Origin of the sequence: Kitasatospora sp. NPDC002227, assembly GCF_040296285.1 — a bacterium.
Taxonomy (GTDB): domain Bacteria; phylum Actinomycetota; class Actinomycetes; order Streptomycetales; family Streptomycetaceae; genus Kitasatospora.
The window spans coordinates 116,697-132,368 of record NZ_JBEOWY010000001.1 but is presented as its reverse complement, the minus strand read 5'-3'; the positions used below and the strand labels follow the sequence as shown (position 1 = coordinate 132,368).

Below are 15,672 nucleotides of genomic sequence, written 5' to 3'. Positions count from 1 at the left end.
CTTGTGGCCCGCACCCGCGGGCCGCTCAGCTTGCGGGGGAACGATGGAACCGAGAGTGGCCGCCTACCAGGGGCGGCTCGTGGCACCAGGTGTACTCGGGCTGGTCACCCAGCTGCTGGTCGGCCTGGAGGCCGTGGCCCAGACGGTGCTCACCGCCACGACAGGGACCGGCTCCTCGATCTTCAAGATGGTCGCGGAGGTGGACATCTGGCTGTTCATGGCGGCCGGCATCGCCTTCCTGCTCTGGTTCAGCCGCTGCCGACACAACGCCGAGCTGCTCGCACCGGGCCGGATCGCCTACCCGGACGGGATGGCGATGGGCGCCTGGTTCGTGCCCGGGCTCATGTGGTGGGCGCCTCGCCGGATCGCCCTGGACATCCGCCGCGCGGCCGGTGGCCCGGGCGATACCGTCCTGATCAACGCTTGGTGGATCGCCTGGCTGGCCGACTCGCTCGGTTTCGTGCTGTACGCGCTGATCGACCCGGACGGCAACCCGAACGGACCCCTGGTCCTGGTGCTCGACGTGGTCGCGGCGGCGCTGTGCGTCGCGGTGATCAGCCGGATCACCGCCGCCCAGAACGCCGCGGCCGCCCGGGCGGCGGCCGGCGGGAGCTCCCGGGGCAATTCATGAGACCGACGTACGCGGCCGCAGATCTGACCCTGCCAAAGGTGCCGCAGCAGGACCGGCTCCGGCCGCCCGGGACGGTCGGGGTGGTGGCCCAGGTGCTGATCGGCGTGAAGGCCGTGGTGGAGATCGTGGCCCCGCTCGTCACGGGGATCGGCCGCGAGGGAGTGGACGTGCTCGTGCGGGCGGACCAAGTCCTCTCGCTGGCGGCCGCGCTCGCGTTCGTGGTGTGGTTCGGCTGCTGCCGGACGAACGCCGAGGTCTTCGCACCGGGACGGACCCCGTACGGGGACGGGATGGCGGCGCTGGCCTGGTTCATCCCGGTGTTCTGGTGGTGGGGCCCCTGGCGGATAGCCCTGGGCATCCGGCGGGCGAGCGGCGGCACTCGCGGTGATGTGGCACTCATCAACGCCTGGTGGATCGCCTGGGTGGCCCGCATGGTCAGCCTCCCGCTCTACCGTCTGCTCGCCCTGTACGGCGGCCCGAACCCGCCCTGGTTCTCGGCCCTGAGCGCCGTCGCGGCGGCGCTGTGCATCGCGGTGATCAGCCGGATCACCGCCGCTCAGAACGCCGCCGCCCGGGCGGCGGCCGGCTGAGCCTGCTCGCGTCGGCCCGACCGTCGTCATGCCTGAAGGGGATCCTGAGCCTGTGCGACGCGAGCCGGCGGCGGTCCGCGCGGAGCGGGAACTCGGCGCTCTCAGAGCCAGGTTGGTATGGGAAGTCACGGCGGCCCGGGAGGAGTACGGCTCGCAGGGGTCCAGCTTGGGCGGCATCGCGACGGACGCCGAGATCGTCGGCGAGGTCCGGCGTCTTTGGGGCGGGGTGGTGGGCTTGCGAGGTGCGGCCGTGGACCTGCTCAGGGAGCGGTACGTCCGGGTCCGCGGTCGGCACCCGGGTCGCTTCGGTGGGAGCGATGAGGCCTACAGGGGCGGTTTCACCTGGCCGGCGGCCTTGGTGAGGGTGGTGCGGGCGGCGTCGAGTTCCTCGGTGAGCTGGGCCTCCAAGGTGGGGAGGAGGGAGAGGGCGGCCGATGCGGCCTCCGGGGTGGGGGCGGGGTCGGCCTGGGCGGCGGCGACGGCGGCGCGCAGTGGCATGGGGGTGAGGGCGGTCTCCCAGGCGGTGCGGTGGACTCCGGTCGCGTAGCGGGCCGTCAGGAACTCCAGCGGGTCGAGGGCGAGGCCGTCGGTGACGCCGGGGGCGGCCAGGCGGTGCTGGGGGAGCGGCTGGGGGAGCAGCCAGGCGATGCCGTCGCGGGCGATGAGTTCGAAGGCGCGGCTCTCGTCCGGCACCGCCCAGCGCCCCGCGCCGGTGGTGGCGGTGCGCAGCAGGCGGTCCAGCATGGCCGCCTCGCGGGCGTGTGCCGTCCGCTCGGGGTGGGGCAGTTCGTGCAGCAGCTGCTCGAGGTGGTAGCGCTGGCCCCAGCTGCCGACCCAGCGCCGCATCGCGCCCGCCCGGGTCTCACGGATCGCAGCCAGCGCCAGCGCCCGGGTGGAGAAGTCCCGCCGGGCGGCGACCTCCACCCCCGCCGGGGCCTCCTGGTCGAGGTCGGCCCGGACGGCGGTGACCGTCGGCCCGTCGTACCAGCGGAACGTCCAGCGGCGGTGGTCCGGATCGGGCAGCAGCTCGATCGCGGTCCGGTGCCGGGTGCTGAGGCTCTCGGCGAGCCGGCCGAGCCGGGCCTGGTGGGCGGCGGTGGAGGTGGGCATGAACTGCACAGTAGCGAGCGGGGGCGCGGCAGGAGCGGAACGCCACGGCCGGGTGGCGCGGGGCGCGCGCCCGGATGCGCGCGCGATCGGACACTGTCACTCGAATGGGTGAACTGCCTGACATGGACGTGACTTGGCGGCGGATAGCCAGTTCCCTGACGTGTTGTCCGTGCACATATTCAGGGAGCGACTATGGATCTTACGACCAGTCAGGCCGGTGAGGAGAACGCTCCGGCGGAGCGCCCGAAGGTGACCCGCCGTACGCTGTTCGGCTCTGCGGCAGCGGTCGCGGCGGTGGCCGGGACGGCCGGGTTCGCGGGGCGCTCGGCGATGGCCGCGCCCGCCACGCGGCACAGCGGCGGTGCGGACGAGGCGCAGGGGCAGGACCTGGCACGCAAGATGCTGCTGGTGGGGGAGGACGAGGAGACCGACCTCAAGCTGGAGTACCTGCGGGTGCTGATCGACGGCAAGCTGCCGCCGCGCGCCGCGCGCAAGAAGGTGCTGGTGGTCGGCGCGGGCGTGGCGGGCCTGACGGCGGCGCGGCTGCTCAAGGCGGCCGGGCACGAGGTGGTGGTGATCGAGGCCAACGCGAGCCGGGTCGGCGGCCGGGTCAAGACCTTCCGGGGGATCTTCTCGGACCCGCGCCTGCACGCCGAGGCCGGGGCGATGCGGCTGCCCGACTTCCACCCGATGGTGCTGGCGCTGGCCGACCAGCTCGGCCTGAAGCGGCGGCTGTTCTACAACGCCGACGTCGCCCCGGGCGCCGGGCCGACCGGTGAGGTGCCGCCGGTGACGTACCACTCGTTCACCGGCGAGACCTGGAGCAACGGGCCGGACAAGGGCGCCTTCGTGCCACCGCAGGCCAACTTCCGCACCAAGATCGCGGTCAACGGCACCCAGGTCAGCCGGGCGGCCTACGCGCAGTCGCCGCGCCCGGTCAACAGCAGCTTCGGCAGCGACCTGGACACCACCACGGCGGCCGCCGTCTCCAAGGCCTTCGACCGCTTCACCGTGCCGGCCGGCCCGATCGGCAAGCAGCTGTCGGCCTGGTCGAAGATCTTCCAGAAGTACGACGGCTACTCCACCCACCGCTACCTGGTGGAGGAGGAGGGCTGGGACCAGGCCCGGCTGCAGGCCGCCGGGACGCTGGAGAACATCACCTCCCGGCTGCACTACTCGATCGTGCCGACGCTGATCGACCACGCCGTGATCAGCCCGACCAACCGCTACTGGGAGCTGACCGAGGGCACCGACGCGCTCACCAGCAAGCTCGCCGAGGACCTCAAGGGCGAGCTGCGGATGGGCCGCCGGATGACCAAGCTCACCCAGACGGCGGGCGGGGTGCGGATCGAGACCAGCGCGGAGAGCGGGGACGAGGAGAGCCCCGACGGCGCGCCGGTCGACCCGACGGAGGTGTTCGAGGGTGACTACGCGATCGTCACCATCCCGTTCAGCGCGCTGCGGTTCTGCCAGATCGAGCCGCTGATGTCGTACGCCAAGCGCCGGGCCGTCACCGAGCTGCACTACGACTGGGCGACCAAGGTGCTGCTGGAGTTCAAGACCCGGTTCTGGGAGGAGGGGCCGAACGGCTTCACCGGCGGCGGCTGCGTGTCCGACAGCGCGAGCCGGTTCACCTACTTCCCCTCGCACGCGCCGGACGGCTCGCCGGGCGGGGTGGTGCTGGCCGCGTACACCTGGTCCGACGATGCGGCGCGGTGGGACTCGCTCACCCCGGGCGAGCGGTACGCCTTCGCACTGAACGACCTGGAGCGGCTGTACGGGCCCCGGGTGCGGGCGGAGTACACGGGCGTCGGCGCCACCCAGTCCTGGGCCCGGGCCCGGTACGCGCTGGGCGAGGCGGTGATGTTCACCCCTGGTCAGCTGCACGAGCTGCACCCGGCGGCGCGGACGGTGGAGGGGCGGGTGCACTTCGCGGGTGAGCACACCAGCCTGAAGCCGGCCTGGATCGAAGGGGCGCTGGAGTCCGCGGTGCGGGCCTTCCTGGAGGTGCACCCCCGCTGATCCGTCCCGGCGCCGACCTCGCTCCAAGACGTGCGGCCCCGGGGAGGGTGTCCTTTTCCGGGGCGGCGCGTTGACGGGGTGTGCTCTGCGTACGGAGGTCCGGATGATCGCGAACGGCAGTGTCGGTGAGCTGGGCGGGGCCCCGCCGGTCGGGCTCCGGACCTTCCTCGGGCGGCGGGAGGATGCCCGCCGGGCCGCCGAGGCGGTGGCCGAAGGGGCAGCGGTCGGGTACGGGTTCGGGAACATCTACGCGCTGGCGGCCCGCCCGGAGCAGCCCGTGGTGGCGCGGGTGAACCGGCTGAAGGGCCGCCCGGCCGGGCAGGTGGGCAGCGTCACCACCACGCCCGCCCGGATCCCGCTGATCTTCGACTGGTCCCGGCTGCCCGCCGGGGCCGGCCACCGCGAGGTGACGGCGCTGATCGACGCGCTCTACACCCTCGGCCCGTTCGGATTCCGGGGCCCGGCCGCCGAGTTGGTGCCCGCGCACCTGACCGACGGGGGCACGGTGCAGGTGATCGCGCCGGGGTACTCCTGCCCGTCGAACGAGTTCCTGGCGCAGAGCCTGGCGCTGGTGGAGGGCGAGCTGCTGCTGATCACCTCGGCCAACCGCTCGCACCACCTGACCGGCGCCCTGGAGGAGCCCGCGCACTGGCAGGTGGCCACGCTGGGCACGGAGTTCGCGCCGGGGGAGCTGGGCTGCCTGCTCGAGCACCCGGACGAAGAGGTGGCCCGGCGCAACTACCCGCTGCACGAGCCGAGATCGACCTCGGTGCTGGCCTTCGACCGGGTGGAGGGCGCGGACCGGGAGGGCCGGCCGTGCCTGGTGCTCGAGCGGCACGGCTCGCTGGAGGTGGAGCGGGTGCGGCGGGTGGCCGAGCGGTGGGGATTCGGCGTGGTGCTCGGCGCGGCGGCCGGGGTGCGGCTCGGGCAGCGGGAGGAGGCTACGGGCCGGTAGTTGGATCACTGTTCATCTGAGGTGATCTTGGCGCAACCTCCCGGTAGGACGGCTGCGTCAAGCTTCCATATTGGTAGAGACCAATCCGTGGACTGATGTGTCATTGGTCTATACCAACTGCGGTACGGTGGGCCCGGAAGCTGTCGAAACACGGCTGTGGGGGCCACCATGACTGCCGATCACCTGCCTGCACCACCCAACGACCAGGAGCTCTACTGGTACTTCGGACCTCAGCGGCGCTGGGTCCTCGTCTGCACCTCGCTCGCGTTCTCCTTCACCGCGGTGACCATGCTCACCTTCGCGCTGCGCACGCCCGCCCTCTGGGCCTTCCTGGCCGTCCTCGCGCTCAACCTCGCGGCCCTGGCGCTCTCCTCGCTCAACAGCCTGCGCACCCGCCGCCTCACCCGGCAGTCGCACGAAGTGCTGGTGAGCGCCTGGCAGCCCGCCGAGGCCCCGAGCGTCGACCTCTACCTGCCCACCTGCGGCGAGCCGCTGGACATCCTGGCCAACGCCTACCGCCATGCCGCCGCCGTCCAGTGGTCCGGCGAGCTGACGGTCTGGGTGCTCGACGACGCCGACCGGCCCGAGGTCGCGGCACTCGCCGCCGGGCACGGGTTCCGCTACGTGGTGCGCCCCGACCGCGGCCACCTCAAGAAGGCCGGGAACCTCAACCACGCGCTCACCCTCAGCCGGGCCGAGTACATCGCCATCCTCGACGCCGACTTCGCGCCCCGGCCCGACTTCCTGCACCACCTGGTGCCGTACTTCGCGGACGAGCGGATCGGCATCGTGCAGAGCCCGCAGTGCTTCGACACCGACGAGTCGATGGGCTGGATCGAGCGGGCGGCCGGCTCGGCGCAGGAGTGGTTCTTCCGCTGGATCCAGCCCTCCCGGGATGCCAGCGACGCCGCCATCTGCTGCGGCAGCAACGCCGTCTACCGACGCGCGGCCGTCGACCTCGCGGGCGGCTTCGCCCGGCTCGACCACAGCGAGGACATGTACACCGGCCTCGCCCTCTACGAGCGCGGCTACCGCACGCTGTACGTCCCGGTGCTGGTCGCCAAGGGCACCTCGCCGGACAGCCTGGCCTCCTTCGTCAACCAGCAGTACCGCTGGGCGATGGGCAACCTGCACCTGCTCGGCAGCCGCGACCTCAAGCGGATGCGCGCGCCCTGGCGGATGCGGCTGTGCTTCTACGAAGGCGTGGTCGGCTACCTCACCATGGCCGTCAACATCTTCGCCGCGCCGCTGCCGCCGCTGGTGATGATGTACCGCTACCCCGAGCAGATCCGCCCCTGGCACGTGCTGCCGCTGCTCGCCCCGCTCTGGCTCTGGCACGTCCTGCTGCCCCGGATCAGCCGCACCCGCTGGCGGGTCGAAGTGATCCGCGCCAACGTGCTGATGAGCATCGCCGCCGCCGCGGCCTTCCTGCACACCCTGCGCGGCCACAGCGCCGCCTGGGTGCCCACCGGGGCCGGCAAGGCCAAGCCCGGCGGCCTCGCCCGCCGGGTGGTGCTGGTCTCGCTCGGCTGGATGATCGCCTCGCTCGGCGCCGCGGCTCTCGGGCTGGCGCTCGACGTGCGGGCCTACGGCTGGGGCCCGAACTGGGGGTTGGGGCTGTACCTGCTGGTGCAGTGCCAGCTCGGCCTGCCGCTGGTGCGCGACCTGATCGCCGAACTGCGGACCCGCCCCGCGGCCAAGCGCGCCCCGGGTGCGATGGCGCCCCGGCGCTGGCCCGAAGGCCTGGCCGTCACCGCCGTCCTGACCCTCACCGCGCTGCTGGCCTCCGGCTGGGTGCGCCCGATGCTCCCCTGGCTGGGCTGAACCATGGCCGTACTCATCGAACCATCCCTCCTCGCACCGAAGCCGGCGAAGCGCCGGGACCACCGCCCCGACATCGAGGGCCTGCGCGCCGTCGCCGTGCTCGCCGTGCTCGCCTTCCACGCCGCAGTGCCCGGGCTGGCCGGCGGGTTCGTCGGGGTGGACGTCTTCTTCGTCATCTCCGGCTACCTGATCACCGGCCAACTCCTCCGGGAGGCCGCCGAGTCGGGCCGAATACGGCTCGCCGAATTCTTCTCCCGGCGGGCCCGGCGCCTGCTGCCCTCCGCCGGGCTGGTGCTCGGCGTCATCGCCCTGGCCGGGGTCTGGTTCACCGCGCCGCTGCACCGCGCCGACACCGAGTACGACGTGCTGGCGGCCGCCCTGTCGGTGGCCAACTGGCGGTTCGTCGCCCAGCAGACCGACTACCTGGCCGCCGGGCGCGACCCCAGCCCGCTGCTGCACTTCTGGTCGCTCGCCGTCGAGGAGCAGTTCTACCTGGTGTGGGGGCCGCTGCTGGCCCTGCTGGTGCTGGCGGTCGCCGCCCGGCGGCTGCGGGCGGCCGTCGTGGTGCTGGCGGCCGTGGTCGGCCTCGGCTCCTTCGGGCTCTCGCTCGGCTGGACGCACGGCTCGGTCTCGCTCGCCTACCTCGGCACGCCGTCCCGCGCCTGGCAGTTCGCCGCGGGTGCGCTGCTTGCGGCTCTGCCCGCCGGGTGGCTGCCCCGGGCGCTGCGGCTGGTGGCCGGCTGGGCCGGGCTGGCCGCCGTCGGCTGGTCGGTACTGGCCTACGACGCGCAGACGCCGTACCCGGGCGTGGCCGCGCTGGCGCCCACGCTCGGCACCGCCGCCGTGATCGCGGCAGGGAGTGAACTGCGGTACGGGGTGGGCAGGTTGCTCGGTATTCGCCCCGCGCGGGCGGTCGGGCGGCTCTCCTACAACCTGTACCTGTGGCACTGGCCGGTGCTGGTCTTCGCGGAGGGGCGGTTCGGCACGCTCGGCTGGCCGGTCAAGGTGGCGCTGACCATGGCCGCCGCACTGCCCGCGTACGCCGCGCTGCGCTGGGTCGAGCGGCCGCTGCGGACCAACCCCGTGGTGGCCGAACTGCCCCGGCGCGGGCTCTCGTTGGGGCTCGGTGCGGTGGTGGTGCCGGTGGTGCTCGCACTGGTGGTCGGCACCGGCACGCTGCGGCTGCTCGGCGTCGGTACGCCCGTCGACCTGGCCGGGCTGCCGCCCGGTGCGGCCGACGGCGGCTCGCTGCTGGTGCAGCAGGCGGGCATGAAGGTGACCGGCGCGGTGGTGCCCACGCCGGTACAGGCCCGCAAGGACTTCCCGCCGGACGGCGAGTGCGAGGTGGCGCCCACCACGGTGACCAGCCCGCCCTGCCTCGCCGGGCCGGGCAGCGGCGCCGACCGGATCGTGCTGCTCGGCGACTCGCACGCCGGGCAGTGGTACTCGGCCGTGCTGGCGATCGCCGCCCAGCGGCACTGGGGCGTGGAGGAGCTGGTCAAGCAGGGCTGCCCGCTGCCCGAACTGACCGTCACCAACCCGCAGTTGGGCCGGACGTACCGGGAGTGCGACACCTGGCGGGCCGACAGCCTGGCCCGGCTGGCGCACGAGGCCAAGCCGCGGCTGATCGTGATCGCCTCGCTCAACCGCTACACCGACGACCGTGACCTGCTGCTGCGGGCCTGGGAGAAGACACTCACCCCGCTGCGGGCGATCGGCGCCCCGATCGTCTACCTCAAGGACACCCCGATCCCGGGCACCGACGTGCCCGCCTGCGTCTCCGGCCACACCGAGGACCCGGGCGCCTGCGAGTTCGCCCGCCACGCCGCGCAGTGGCCCGACCCGCTGGCGGAGGGCCACCTGCCCGGTGTCACCACGGTGGAGCTCAACTCCGTGCTCTGCCCTGGCTCCGGGCGCAGCTGCCCGGCCGTCCTGGAGCGCATCCTGCTCTACCGGGACGACGCCCACCTGACCAACACCGCGGTGGTCGTGCTCACGCCCCGGCTCGAACGGCTGCTCGGCGCCGCCGGGTTGCTGGGCGGCGGCTGGACCACCCTGCTGCGCGAGGACTTCGACGGACCAGCGGGCGGCCGCCCCCCGGCCGAGCGCTGGCAGTACGACCTCGGCACCTGCTACCCCGGCTGCCCGGCCGCCCAGTGGGGCACCGGCGAGGCCGAGACGATGACGGATTCGACGGAGAACGTGCGGCTGGACGGCAAGGGCGCGCTGGAGCTCGTGCCGACCCGCTCGACGGACGGGAAGTGGAGCTCGGGCCGGATCGAGACCCGCCGGGCCGACTTCGTCGCACCGGCGGGCGGACTGCTGCGGATCGAGGCCTCGATCGCCCTGCCGGACGTGACCGGTGCGAAGGCCGGCGGGTACTGGCCGGCGTTCTGGACGCTGGGCGGCGGTCTGCGGCAGGGGTACAGCGGCTGGCCGGGGGTCGGCGAGATCGACGCAATGGAGGCGGTGGGCGGGAAGGGCTCGGTGTTCGGCACCTTCCACTGCGGCACCGCCACCGGCGGGCCGTGCCAGGAGCCCAAGGGGCTCGGCTCCGGTGAGGTGCCGTGCGCCTCCTGCGGCGGCGGCTTCCACACCTACGCGGTGGAGGTGGACCGCTCGACGAGCCCCGAGCAACTGCGCTGGTACCTCGACGGCAAGGAGTACCACCGGGTCACCGCCGCCGCCATCGACCCGGCGGCCTGGGACCAGGCCGTGCACCACGGGCACTTCCTGCTGCTCAACCTGGCCATGGGCGGCGGCCTCCCGGACGCCTTCGGCTCGCCGCTCACGGCGGCGACCGAACCGGGTCATGCGATGCGGATCGACTACGTCGCGGTCAGCAGCCGGCAGTGAGCGACGGGCCACTTGCACCTTGCCGGTGCAAGTGGTCCACCGCGTAGGGGCACAGTCCCTGGGAGGCGTGACCTCAGTCCGCAGGGGCGATCTGTTCGCCCGTCGCGGCGAGGTGGACGCTCAGCGCCTCCACCGGGCAGAGTTCGGCCGCCTCGGTGAGGAGGTCGCGGTCGGTGGCGTGCGGATTGCGCGGGTAGGCCCGGCCGTTGGGGCCGAGGGCCAGGTCGTCGGGGGCGGTGCGGGCGCACTGGCCGGTGCCGACGCAGCGGGTCTGGTCGACCCGGACGAGCAGTTCTTCGGTACTCACCAGGCGACTCCGAGGGTGAGGGGGCTGCGGGTGAGGAGGCCGGTGCGCCAGGTTATCCGGTCGGTCGGCTCGGTGAGGCGGAGCTCGGGGAAGCGGCGGGCCAGGCCGTGCAGGCCCAGCTCGAGCTCCATCCGGGCGAGCCAGGCGCCGAGGCAGTGGTGCGGGCCCGCGCCGAAGGTGAGGCTCGGGGTGCCGAGCGGGGCGAAGAGGTCGATGCCCTCCGGATAGACCGCGGGGTCGTGATTGGCCGAGCTGGGGTCGGCGGCGACCACACTGCCGGCCGGGATGGTGACGCCGCCGATCTCGAGATCGGCGTTGGCGCGCCGCAGCAGGCCCGGAGCGGTGGAGCGGTCGCCGAGCGGGATGGTGCGCAGCGCCTGCTCGGTGGCCTGGACGGCGGCGGCCGGGTCGGCGCCGATCCGGGCCCAGCCCTCGCGGTTCTCGTCCAGGAGGTAGACCAGGGCGTTGCCCAGGGTGGTCATGGTGGTCTCGTGCCCGGCGACGACCAGGCCGATCACCAGCATGGTGAGCTGCATCTCGGTGGCCCCGCCGGTCTCGTCGGCGGCCAGCACCAGGCTGGAGACCAGGTCGTCGCCGGGAGCCTTGCGGCGCTCGGTGACCAGCTGGTACCCGAAGGCGCCGAACTCCTGCATCGCCTGCTGGATCTCCTCCGCCGTGTAGGCGGTGGCCGAGAGCGCATGGTCGCTCCAGTGGCTCAGCCGGCTCAGGTCGTGGTTGTCCAGGCCCATCAGACGGCTGATCACCTGGACCGGCAGCGGCCGGGTGAAGGTGGCCACCACGTCGGCCGGGGAGCCGGCCGCCGCCACGCCGTCCAGCAGGTCCTCCACCACGGAGGCGACCCAGGGGCGCCAGCGCTCGATCGCACGCGGCGTGAAGGCGCGCTGCACGGTGCGGCGCAGCGCCTGGTGCTCGGGCCCGTCGATGTTGAGCAGGGTGTCGGGAGCGTCCAGCAGGTTGGGGACGAGCGTCACCTGCGGCGCGTCCGGGGCGTACAGCGAGGCCCGGTCGAGCCGGGGGTCGGTGAGCGCCTGCCGGACATCGGCGTGCCGGGTCACGACCCAGACCGGCGTCCCGGTGGGCAGAGCGGCGAGCCGGGGCGGTCCGGGTTCGGCGTGCAGCAGGCAGTGCAGGGGAATGAGCGGTCCGCCGGCGGGTGCCTGGCTCTGCTCGACGGTCATGGGTGTGACTCCTCGTGGTCAGCGTGGAGCAACCTGCGACGGCAGGGCCCGTACCCGACCGTAGGCGTGGTCGGGGTCGGGAGTAAGGGTGCTATTCGGCCAAGATTCTGTCAGCTGCTGCCAGTTGGAGTCTTTCGAACGGGTGTCAGACTCCGGGCTCGGCGGCGAGGCGGCCGCGGCGGACGGCCGCGACCAGCTGGGCGTGGTCGGCTTCGGTGCGGTCGGCATAGACGACGGCGAAGGCGGCGACCGCGGAGTCGAGTTCCTCGCCGCGGCCGCAGTAACCGGCCAGGACGGCGGCGTCGGCGGTGTGGGCGTGGGCCCGGGCCAGCAGGGCGCCGGCCAGACGGCCGTAGTCGTCCAGCTGGCCGGGCGGCAGGGCGGCGGGGTCGACGCTGCCCTTTCGGTTGCGGAACTGCCTTACCTGGTAGGGGAGTCCGTCCACGGTGGTCCAGCCCATCAGCAGGTCGCTGACCACCTGCATCCGCTGCTGGCCGAGCACCACCCGGCGGCCTTCGTGGCCGGCGGGGCCCTGCGGCGGGTATCCCGCGCGGGCCAGGTGCGGGAGCAGCGCGGAGGGCCGGGCCTCCTTGACCTGCAGGACGAGCGGCTCCTCGCGGTGGTCGAGCAGCAGGACGACGTAACTGCGGGTGCCCACGCTGCCGGTGCCCACCACCCGGAAGGCGACGTCGTGCACGTGGTAGCGGGCGAGCAGCGGGTGGAGGTCCTCGCTCACGGTGTCGCGGTACCCGGCCAATGCCGAGGCGACGGCGAGGGCCTGCTGGTCGGTGACCTCGCGCAGCACGGGGGGAGCGGGGACGAAGCGCCAACGGCCGTCCGCGGTACGGGTGGTGGACTTGGCGGCGAACTTGGCGCTGGTGTTGCGCAGTGCCTTGGCGGCCACCGAGCGGAGCACCTCGGTGAGTTCGTGGGCGTCGGCGAAGGTGACCAGTTCGGCGTCGGGCACCGCGTGCCAGGCGTCCAGGGCGGGCATCCGGGCCAGCACCCGCAGGGTGCGGCGGTAGGCCCCGGCGGCGTCGCCCGCCGCCTGGCGGCAGGCCGACTCGTCCGCCCCGGCCTGACGGCCGGCCAGCACCAGGCTGGCGGCGAGCCGCTTGAGGTCCCACTCCCAGGGGCCGGGCACGGTCTCGTCGAAGTCGTTGATGTCCATCACCAGCCGGCCGCGGGCGTCGCCGTAGAGGCCGAAGTTGGCCGCGTGGGCGTCACCGCAGAGCTGGGCGGTCACGCCGCTGGTCGGGGTGGCGGCCAGGTCGCAGGCCATCAGGCCGGCCGAGCCGCGCAGGAAGGCGAAGGGGGAGGCGGCCATCCGGCCGGTGCGGATCGGGGTGAGCTCCGGGAGGCGGCCGGCGTTCGACTCCTCCACCGAGCCGACCACGCTCGGGCGGTCGGCGGGCAGTTCGAACGCGGCGTGCGCCTCCCGGGGCACCTTGAGGCGCAGCCGCTTGCCCTGCTGCTTCCCGTCCCGCGCGGGCGGCTGGGCCGCGAACCCCGGCACCGCGTAGCCCCGACTCGCCACCTGGCGCTCCTCACTGTCCGGCCGTCACTGCGCTTCACCCTACGGGGGCAGGGTGAAGAGCGGGTGACGGGCAGGCTCAGCGGGGGACGATCACCCGCAGCTCGTCCGGCAGGACGCGGACCTCGGCCGGCAGGGGGCCGAGGTACTCGCCGTCGGCGTAGGCGGTGATGCCGGGGGACTCGAGTCGCAGGGAGGGGGTGCGGTGGGTGGTGACCCCGGGGTGCTGGACGTGGGTGCCCTTGAATACGGTCGGGAAGAACCGGGCGACCCGCAGCCGCGGCATGGCGTCCACCAGGGTCACGTCGAGCTGTCCGTCCGCCCGGTCGGCGGCCGGGCAGATCGCCATGCCGCCGCCGTAGTAGCGGGTGTTGCCGACGGCGGCCAGGGTGAGCGGGCGCTCCAGGGTGGTGCCGTCGGCGAGGACCAGACGGAACGCCAGCGGGCGCAGTTCGGCGAACTCGGCCAGGATCGCCAGGTTGTACCGCATCCGGCCGCGCGGCCAGGGCAGCCGGTTGGCCCGGTCGGTGACGAGGGAGTCGAAGCCGGCGGCGAGCACGGTGCCGAAGTAGCGGCTGGTGCCGTCGGCGGTCTCGGCCAGGCCGAGGTCGGCCGTGGTGACGTGGCCGTCGGCGATCACGTCGGCCGCCGCCTCCGGGTCGCCGAGCGGCAGGCCGTACTCGCGGGCGTGGTCGTTGCCGGTGCCGCCCGGGACGATGCCCAGGGGGACGCCGCTGCCCGCGAGGGCCTGGAGGGCGAGGTGGACGATGCCGTCGCCGCCGACGACCGCCAGGGCGTCCACCCCGCGGGCGACGGCCTCGCGGATCAGGCGCAGGGTGTCGGCCGGGTCGGCCCCGGTGAGCACCCGCACCGCGAGGCCGCGCTCGCGCAGCCGGGCCTCGGCGCGCTCGGCGGCGCGGACGGCCCGGCCGTGGCCGGCGGCCGGGTTGGTGACCAGGGCGAGGTCGCGGATCTCGCGCCGCTCGGTGGTTCGCGGCCTCCCGGGGGCGGCCGGGCTCACGGGACGAGCTTGCCGGGGTTGAGGATCCCGGCCGGGTCGAGGGTGTCCTTGACCGCGCGCAGGATCCGCACGCCGAGCTCGCCGATCTCCTGGCCGAGCCACGGGAGGTGGTCGGTGCCGACGGCGTGGTGGTGGGTGATGGTGCCGGCGTTCGCCATGATCGCCTCACCGGCGGCCCGCTTGACGCCGGCCCACTGGGTGAGCGGGTCGCCCTGCTGGGCGGCGACGACGGTGAAGTAGAGCGAGGCGCCGGTCGGGTAGACGTGCGAGATGTGGCACATCACCAGCGAGTCGGTGCCGGTCTGCTTGAGGGAGGTCTGCAGGGCCTCGGTCACCGCCGCCTTGAGGCGGTCGAGCTCCGCCCACTCGGTGGCGGTCTCGAGCGTCTCGCACAGCGCGCCGGCGGCCAGCAGGGAGTCGCGCAGGTAGGGGGCGTTGAACCGGCCGTGCTCCCAGGCCTTGGCCGGCTCCGCGCCGAGGGAGGTGCCGCCGGCGGCCAGCAGTACGGCCCGGGTGGCCTCGTGGCGGGCGGCGGTCTGCTCGGGGGTGCCCTCGAAGACGGTGACGGCCAGGCAGCCGCCGGTCACCTGGGTGCCGCCGATCTTGTCGGTCATGGCCAGGTTGACGGCGGTCTCGGCCTCGTCGGAGAGGCGGATGACTGTGGGCCCGGTGCCCTGCTGCTCGACGGCCCGCAGTGCGGCGGCGCCGGTGGCGAAGTCCGGGAAGCTCCAGGCCTCGTAGGCCTTGCTGGTGGGCAGCGGGTGGACGCGCAGGCGGACGGCGGTGATCACGCCGAAGGCGCCCTCGGAGCCGAGGAACAGCTCGCGCAGGTCGGGGCCGGCGGCCGAGGCCGGGGCCCGCCCGAGGTCCAGGAGGCCGGCGGGGGTGACCACGCGCAGGCCGCGGACCATCTCGTCGAAGCGGCCGTACCCGGCGGAGTCCTGGCCGGAGGAGCGGGTGGCGGCGAAGCCGCCGATGGTCGCGTAGCGGAAGCTCTGCGGGTAGTGGCCGAGCTCCCAGCCGCGCTCGGCGAGCAGCTCCTCGGCCTGCGGGCCGGTGAGGCCCGCGCCGAGGACGGCCTCGCCGGAGAGCTCGTCCAGCTCGTGCAGCCGGTCGAAGCGGCGCAGGTCCAGGCAGAGCACTGCGGCGAAGCCGCCGCGGTCGGGCTGGACGCCGCCGACCACGCTGGTGCCGCCACCGAAGGGCACCACCGCGATCCGCCGCTCGGCGCACAGCGCGAGCAGGGCGGCGATCTCCTCCTCGCTGCCCGGCAGCACCACGGCGTCGGGCGCGTCCTGCGGCTCACGGCTCTTGCGGCGCAGCAGGTCCGGGGTGGACTTGCCGCCGCTGCGGGGCAGCCGGTCGGCGTCCGCCGTGCTCAGGTGGCCGTCGCCGACGATCGCGGTGATCGCCGCCAGGTCGTCCGGGCTCAGCGCGGACGGGCGCAGCAGCACCTCTTCGGCCGTCGGGCCGGCGGTGTCGGAGGCCGAGACGCCGAGCGCGGCGCTCAGCAGCCCCTTGATGTCGTCAGGGAGCGGCTTGGCGAGGGCCGGATCGCCCCAGGCGTCCCACTTCATCGGGGGCAGCGGCAGTTCGGCGTCGGTGTGGTGGACCATGCGTTAC

12 protein-coding genes are annotated in these 15,672 nt (G+C 73.9%); 6 read left to right on the top strand and 6 right to left on the bottom strand.

The genetic code is table 11. From position 1 onward, the window contains the following. Positions 1-43: 43 nt before the first annotated feature. Positions 44-631: a DUF4328 domain-containing protein gene (locus ABT095_RS00575; RefSeq protein ID WP_350527016.1), complete on the top strand. Its 588-nt coding sequence runs from the start codon at positions 44-46 to the stop codon at positions 629-631. A gap of 38 nt (positions 632-669) precedes the next feature. Continuing rightward, entirely contained in the window at positions 670-1,221 is a 552-nt protein-coding gene (locus ABT095_RS00570) for a DUF4328 domain-containing protein (RefSeq protein WP_350527015.1), read from the top strand. A gap of 324 nt (positions 1,222-1,545) precedes the next feature. Here the strand turns inward: ABT095_RS00570 and ABT095_RS00565 are convergent, their stop codons facing one another. Next, positions 1,546-2,331, bottom strand: coding sequence for a hypothetical protein (locus ABT095_RS00565; protein WP_350527014.1), 786 nt, complete (start codon positions 2,329-2,331; stop codon positions 1,546-1,548). Between the two features lie 192 nt (positions 2,332-2,523). Here ABT095_RS00565 and ABT095_RS00560 point away from each other — a divergent pair, with 192 nt between their 5' ends. The 4 genes from ABT095_RS00560 to ABT095_RS00545 all read left to right on the top strand — a co-directional run bounded on the left by ABT095_RS00560 (position 2,524) and on the right by ABT095_RS00545 (position 9,988). Continuing rightward, entirely contained in the window at positions 2,524-4,353 is a 1,830-nt protein-coding gene (locus tag ABT095_RS00560; protein ID WP_350527013.1) for a flavin monoamine oxidase family protein, read from the top strand. 103 nt (positions 4,354-4,456) lie between these two features. Beyond that, a complete protein-coding gene (locus ABT095_RS00555) occupies positions 4,457-5,308 on the top strand; it encodes a hypothetical protein (protein ID WP_350527012.1) in 852 nt (283 codons plus the stop codon). Between the two features lie 168 nt (positions 5,309-5,476). Beyond that, positions 5,477-7,132 (top strand): glycosyltransferase family 2 protein, encoded by a 1,656-nt coding sequence (locus tag ABT095_RS00550; protein WP_350527011.1) that lies wholly within the window; start codon positions 5,477-5,479, stop codon positions 7,130-7,132. Between the two features lie 3 nt (positions 7,133-7,135). Next, positions 7,136-9,988, top strand: a complete 2,853-nt coding sequence (locus tag ABT095_RS00545; RefSeq protein ID WP_350527010.1) for an acyltransferase family protein — start codon at positions 7,136-7,138, stop codon at positions 9,986-9,988. Between the two features lie 73 nt (positions 9,989-10,061). Here ABT095_RS00545 and ABT095_RS00540 read toward each other — a convergent pair whose 3' ends face one another. The 5 genes from ABT095_RS00540 to ABT095_RS00520 form a co-directional block, all read right to left on the bottom strand. After that, complete coding sequence (locus ABT095_RS00540) at positions 10,062-10,295, bottom strand: ferredoxin (RefSeq protein ID WP_350527009.1); 234 nt, start codon at positions 10,293-10,295, stop codon at positions 10,062-10,064. Then, positions 10,292-11,494 carry a cytochrome P450 gene (locus tag ABT095_RS00535; protein WP_350527008.1) on the bottom strand — a complete coding sequence of 401 codons (1,203 nt, stop codon included), beginning with the start codon at positions 11,492-11,494 and terminating at the stop codon, positions 10,292-10,294. The genes ABT095_RS00540 and ABT095_RS00535 overlap by 4 nt, the downstream gene beginning before the upstream one ends. Before the next feature lie 145 nt (positions 11,495-11,639). Then, entirely contained in the window at positions 11,640-13,031 is a 1,392-nt protein-coding gene (locus tag ABT095_RS00530; RefSeq protein ID WP_350527007.1) for a DUF2252 domain-containing protein, read from the bottom strand. Between the two features lie 76 nt (positions 13,032-13,107). Beyond that, positions 13,108-14,049, bottom strand: coding sequence for a diacylglycerol kinase (locus ABT095_RS00525; protein ID WP_350527006.1), 942 nt, complete (start codon positions 14,047-14,049; stop codon positions 13,108-13,110). Then, positions 14,046-15,665, bottom strand: a complete 1,620-nt coding sequence (locus ABT095_RS00520; protein WP_350527005.1) for an FAD-binding oxidoreductase — start codon at positions 15,663-15,665, stop codon at positions 14,046-14,048. Before ABT095_RS00520 ends, ABT095_RS00525 begins: the two co-directional genes overlap by 4 nt. Between the last annotated feature and the right edge of the window lie 7 nt (positions 15,666-15,672).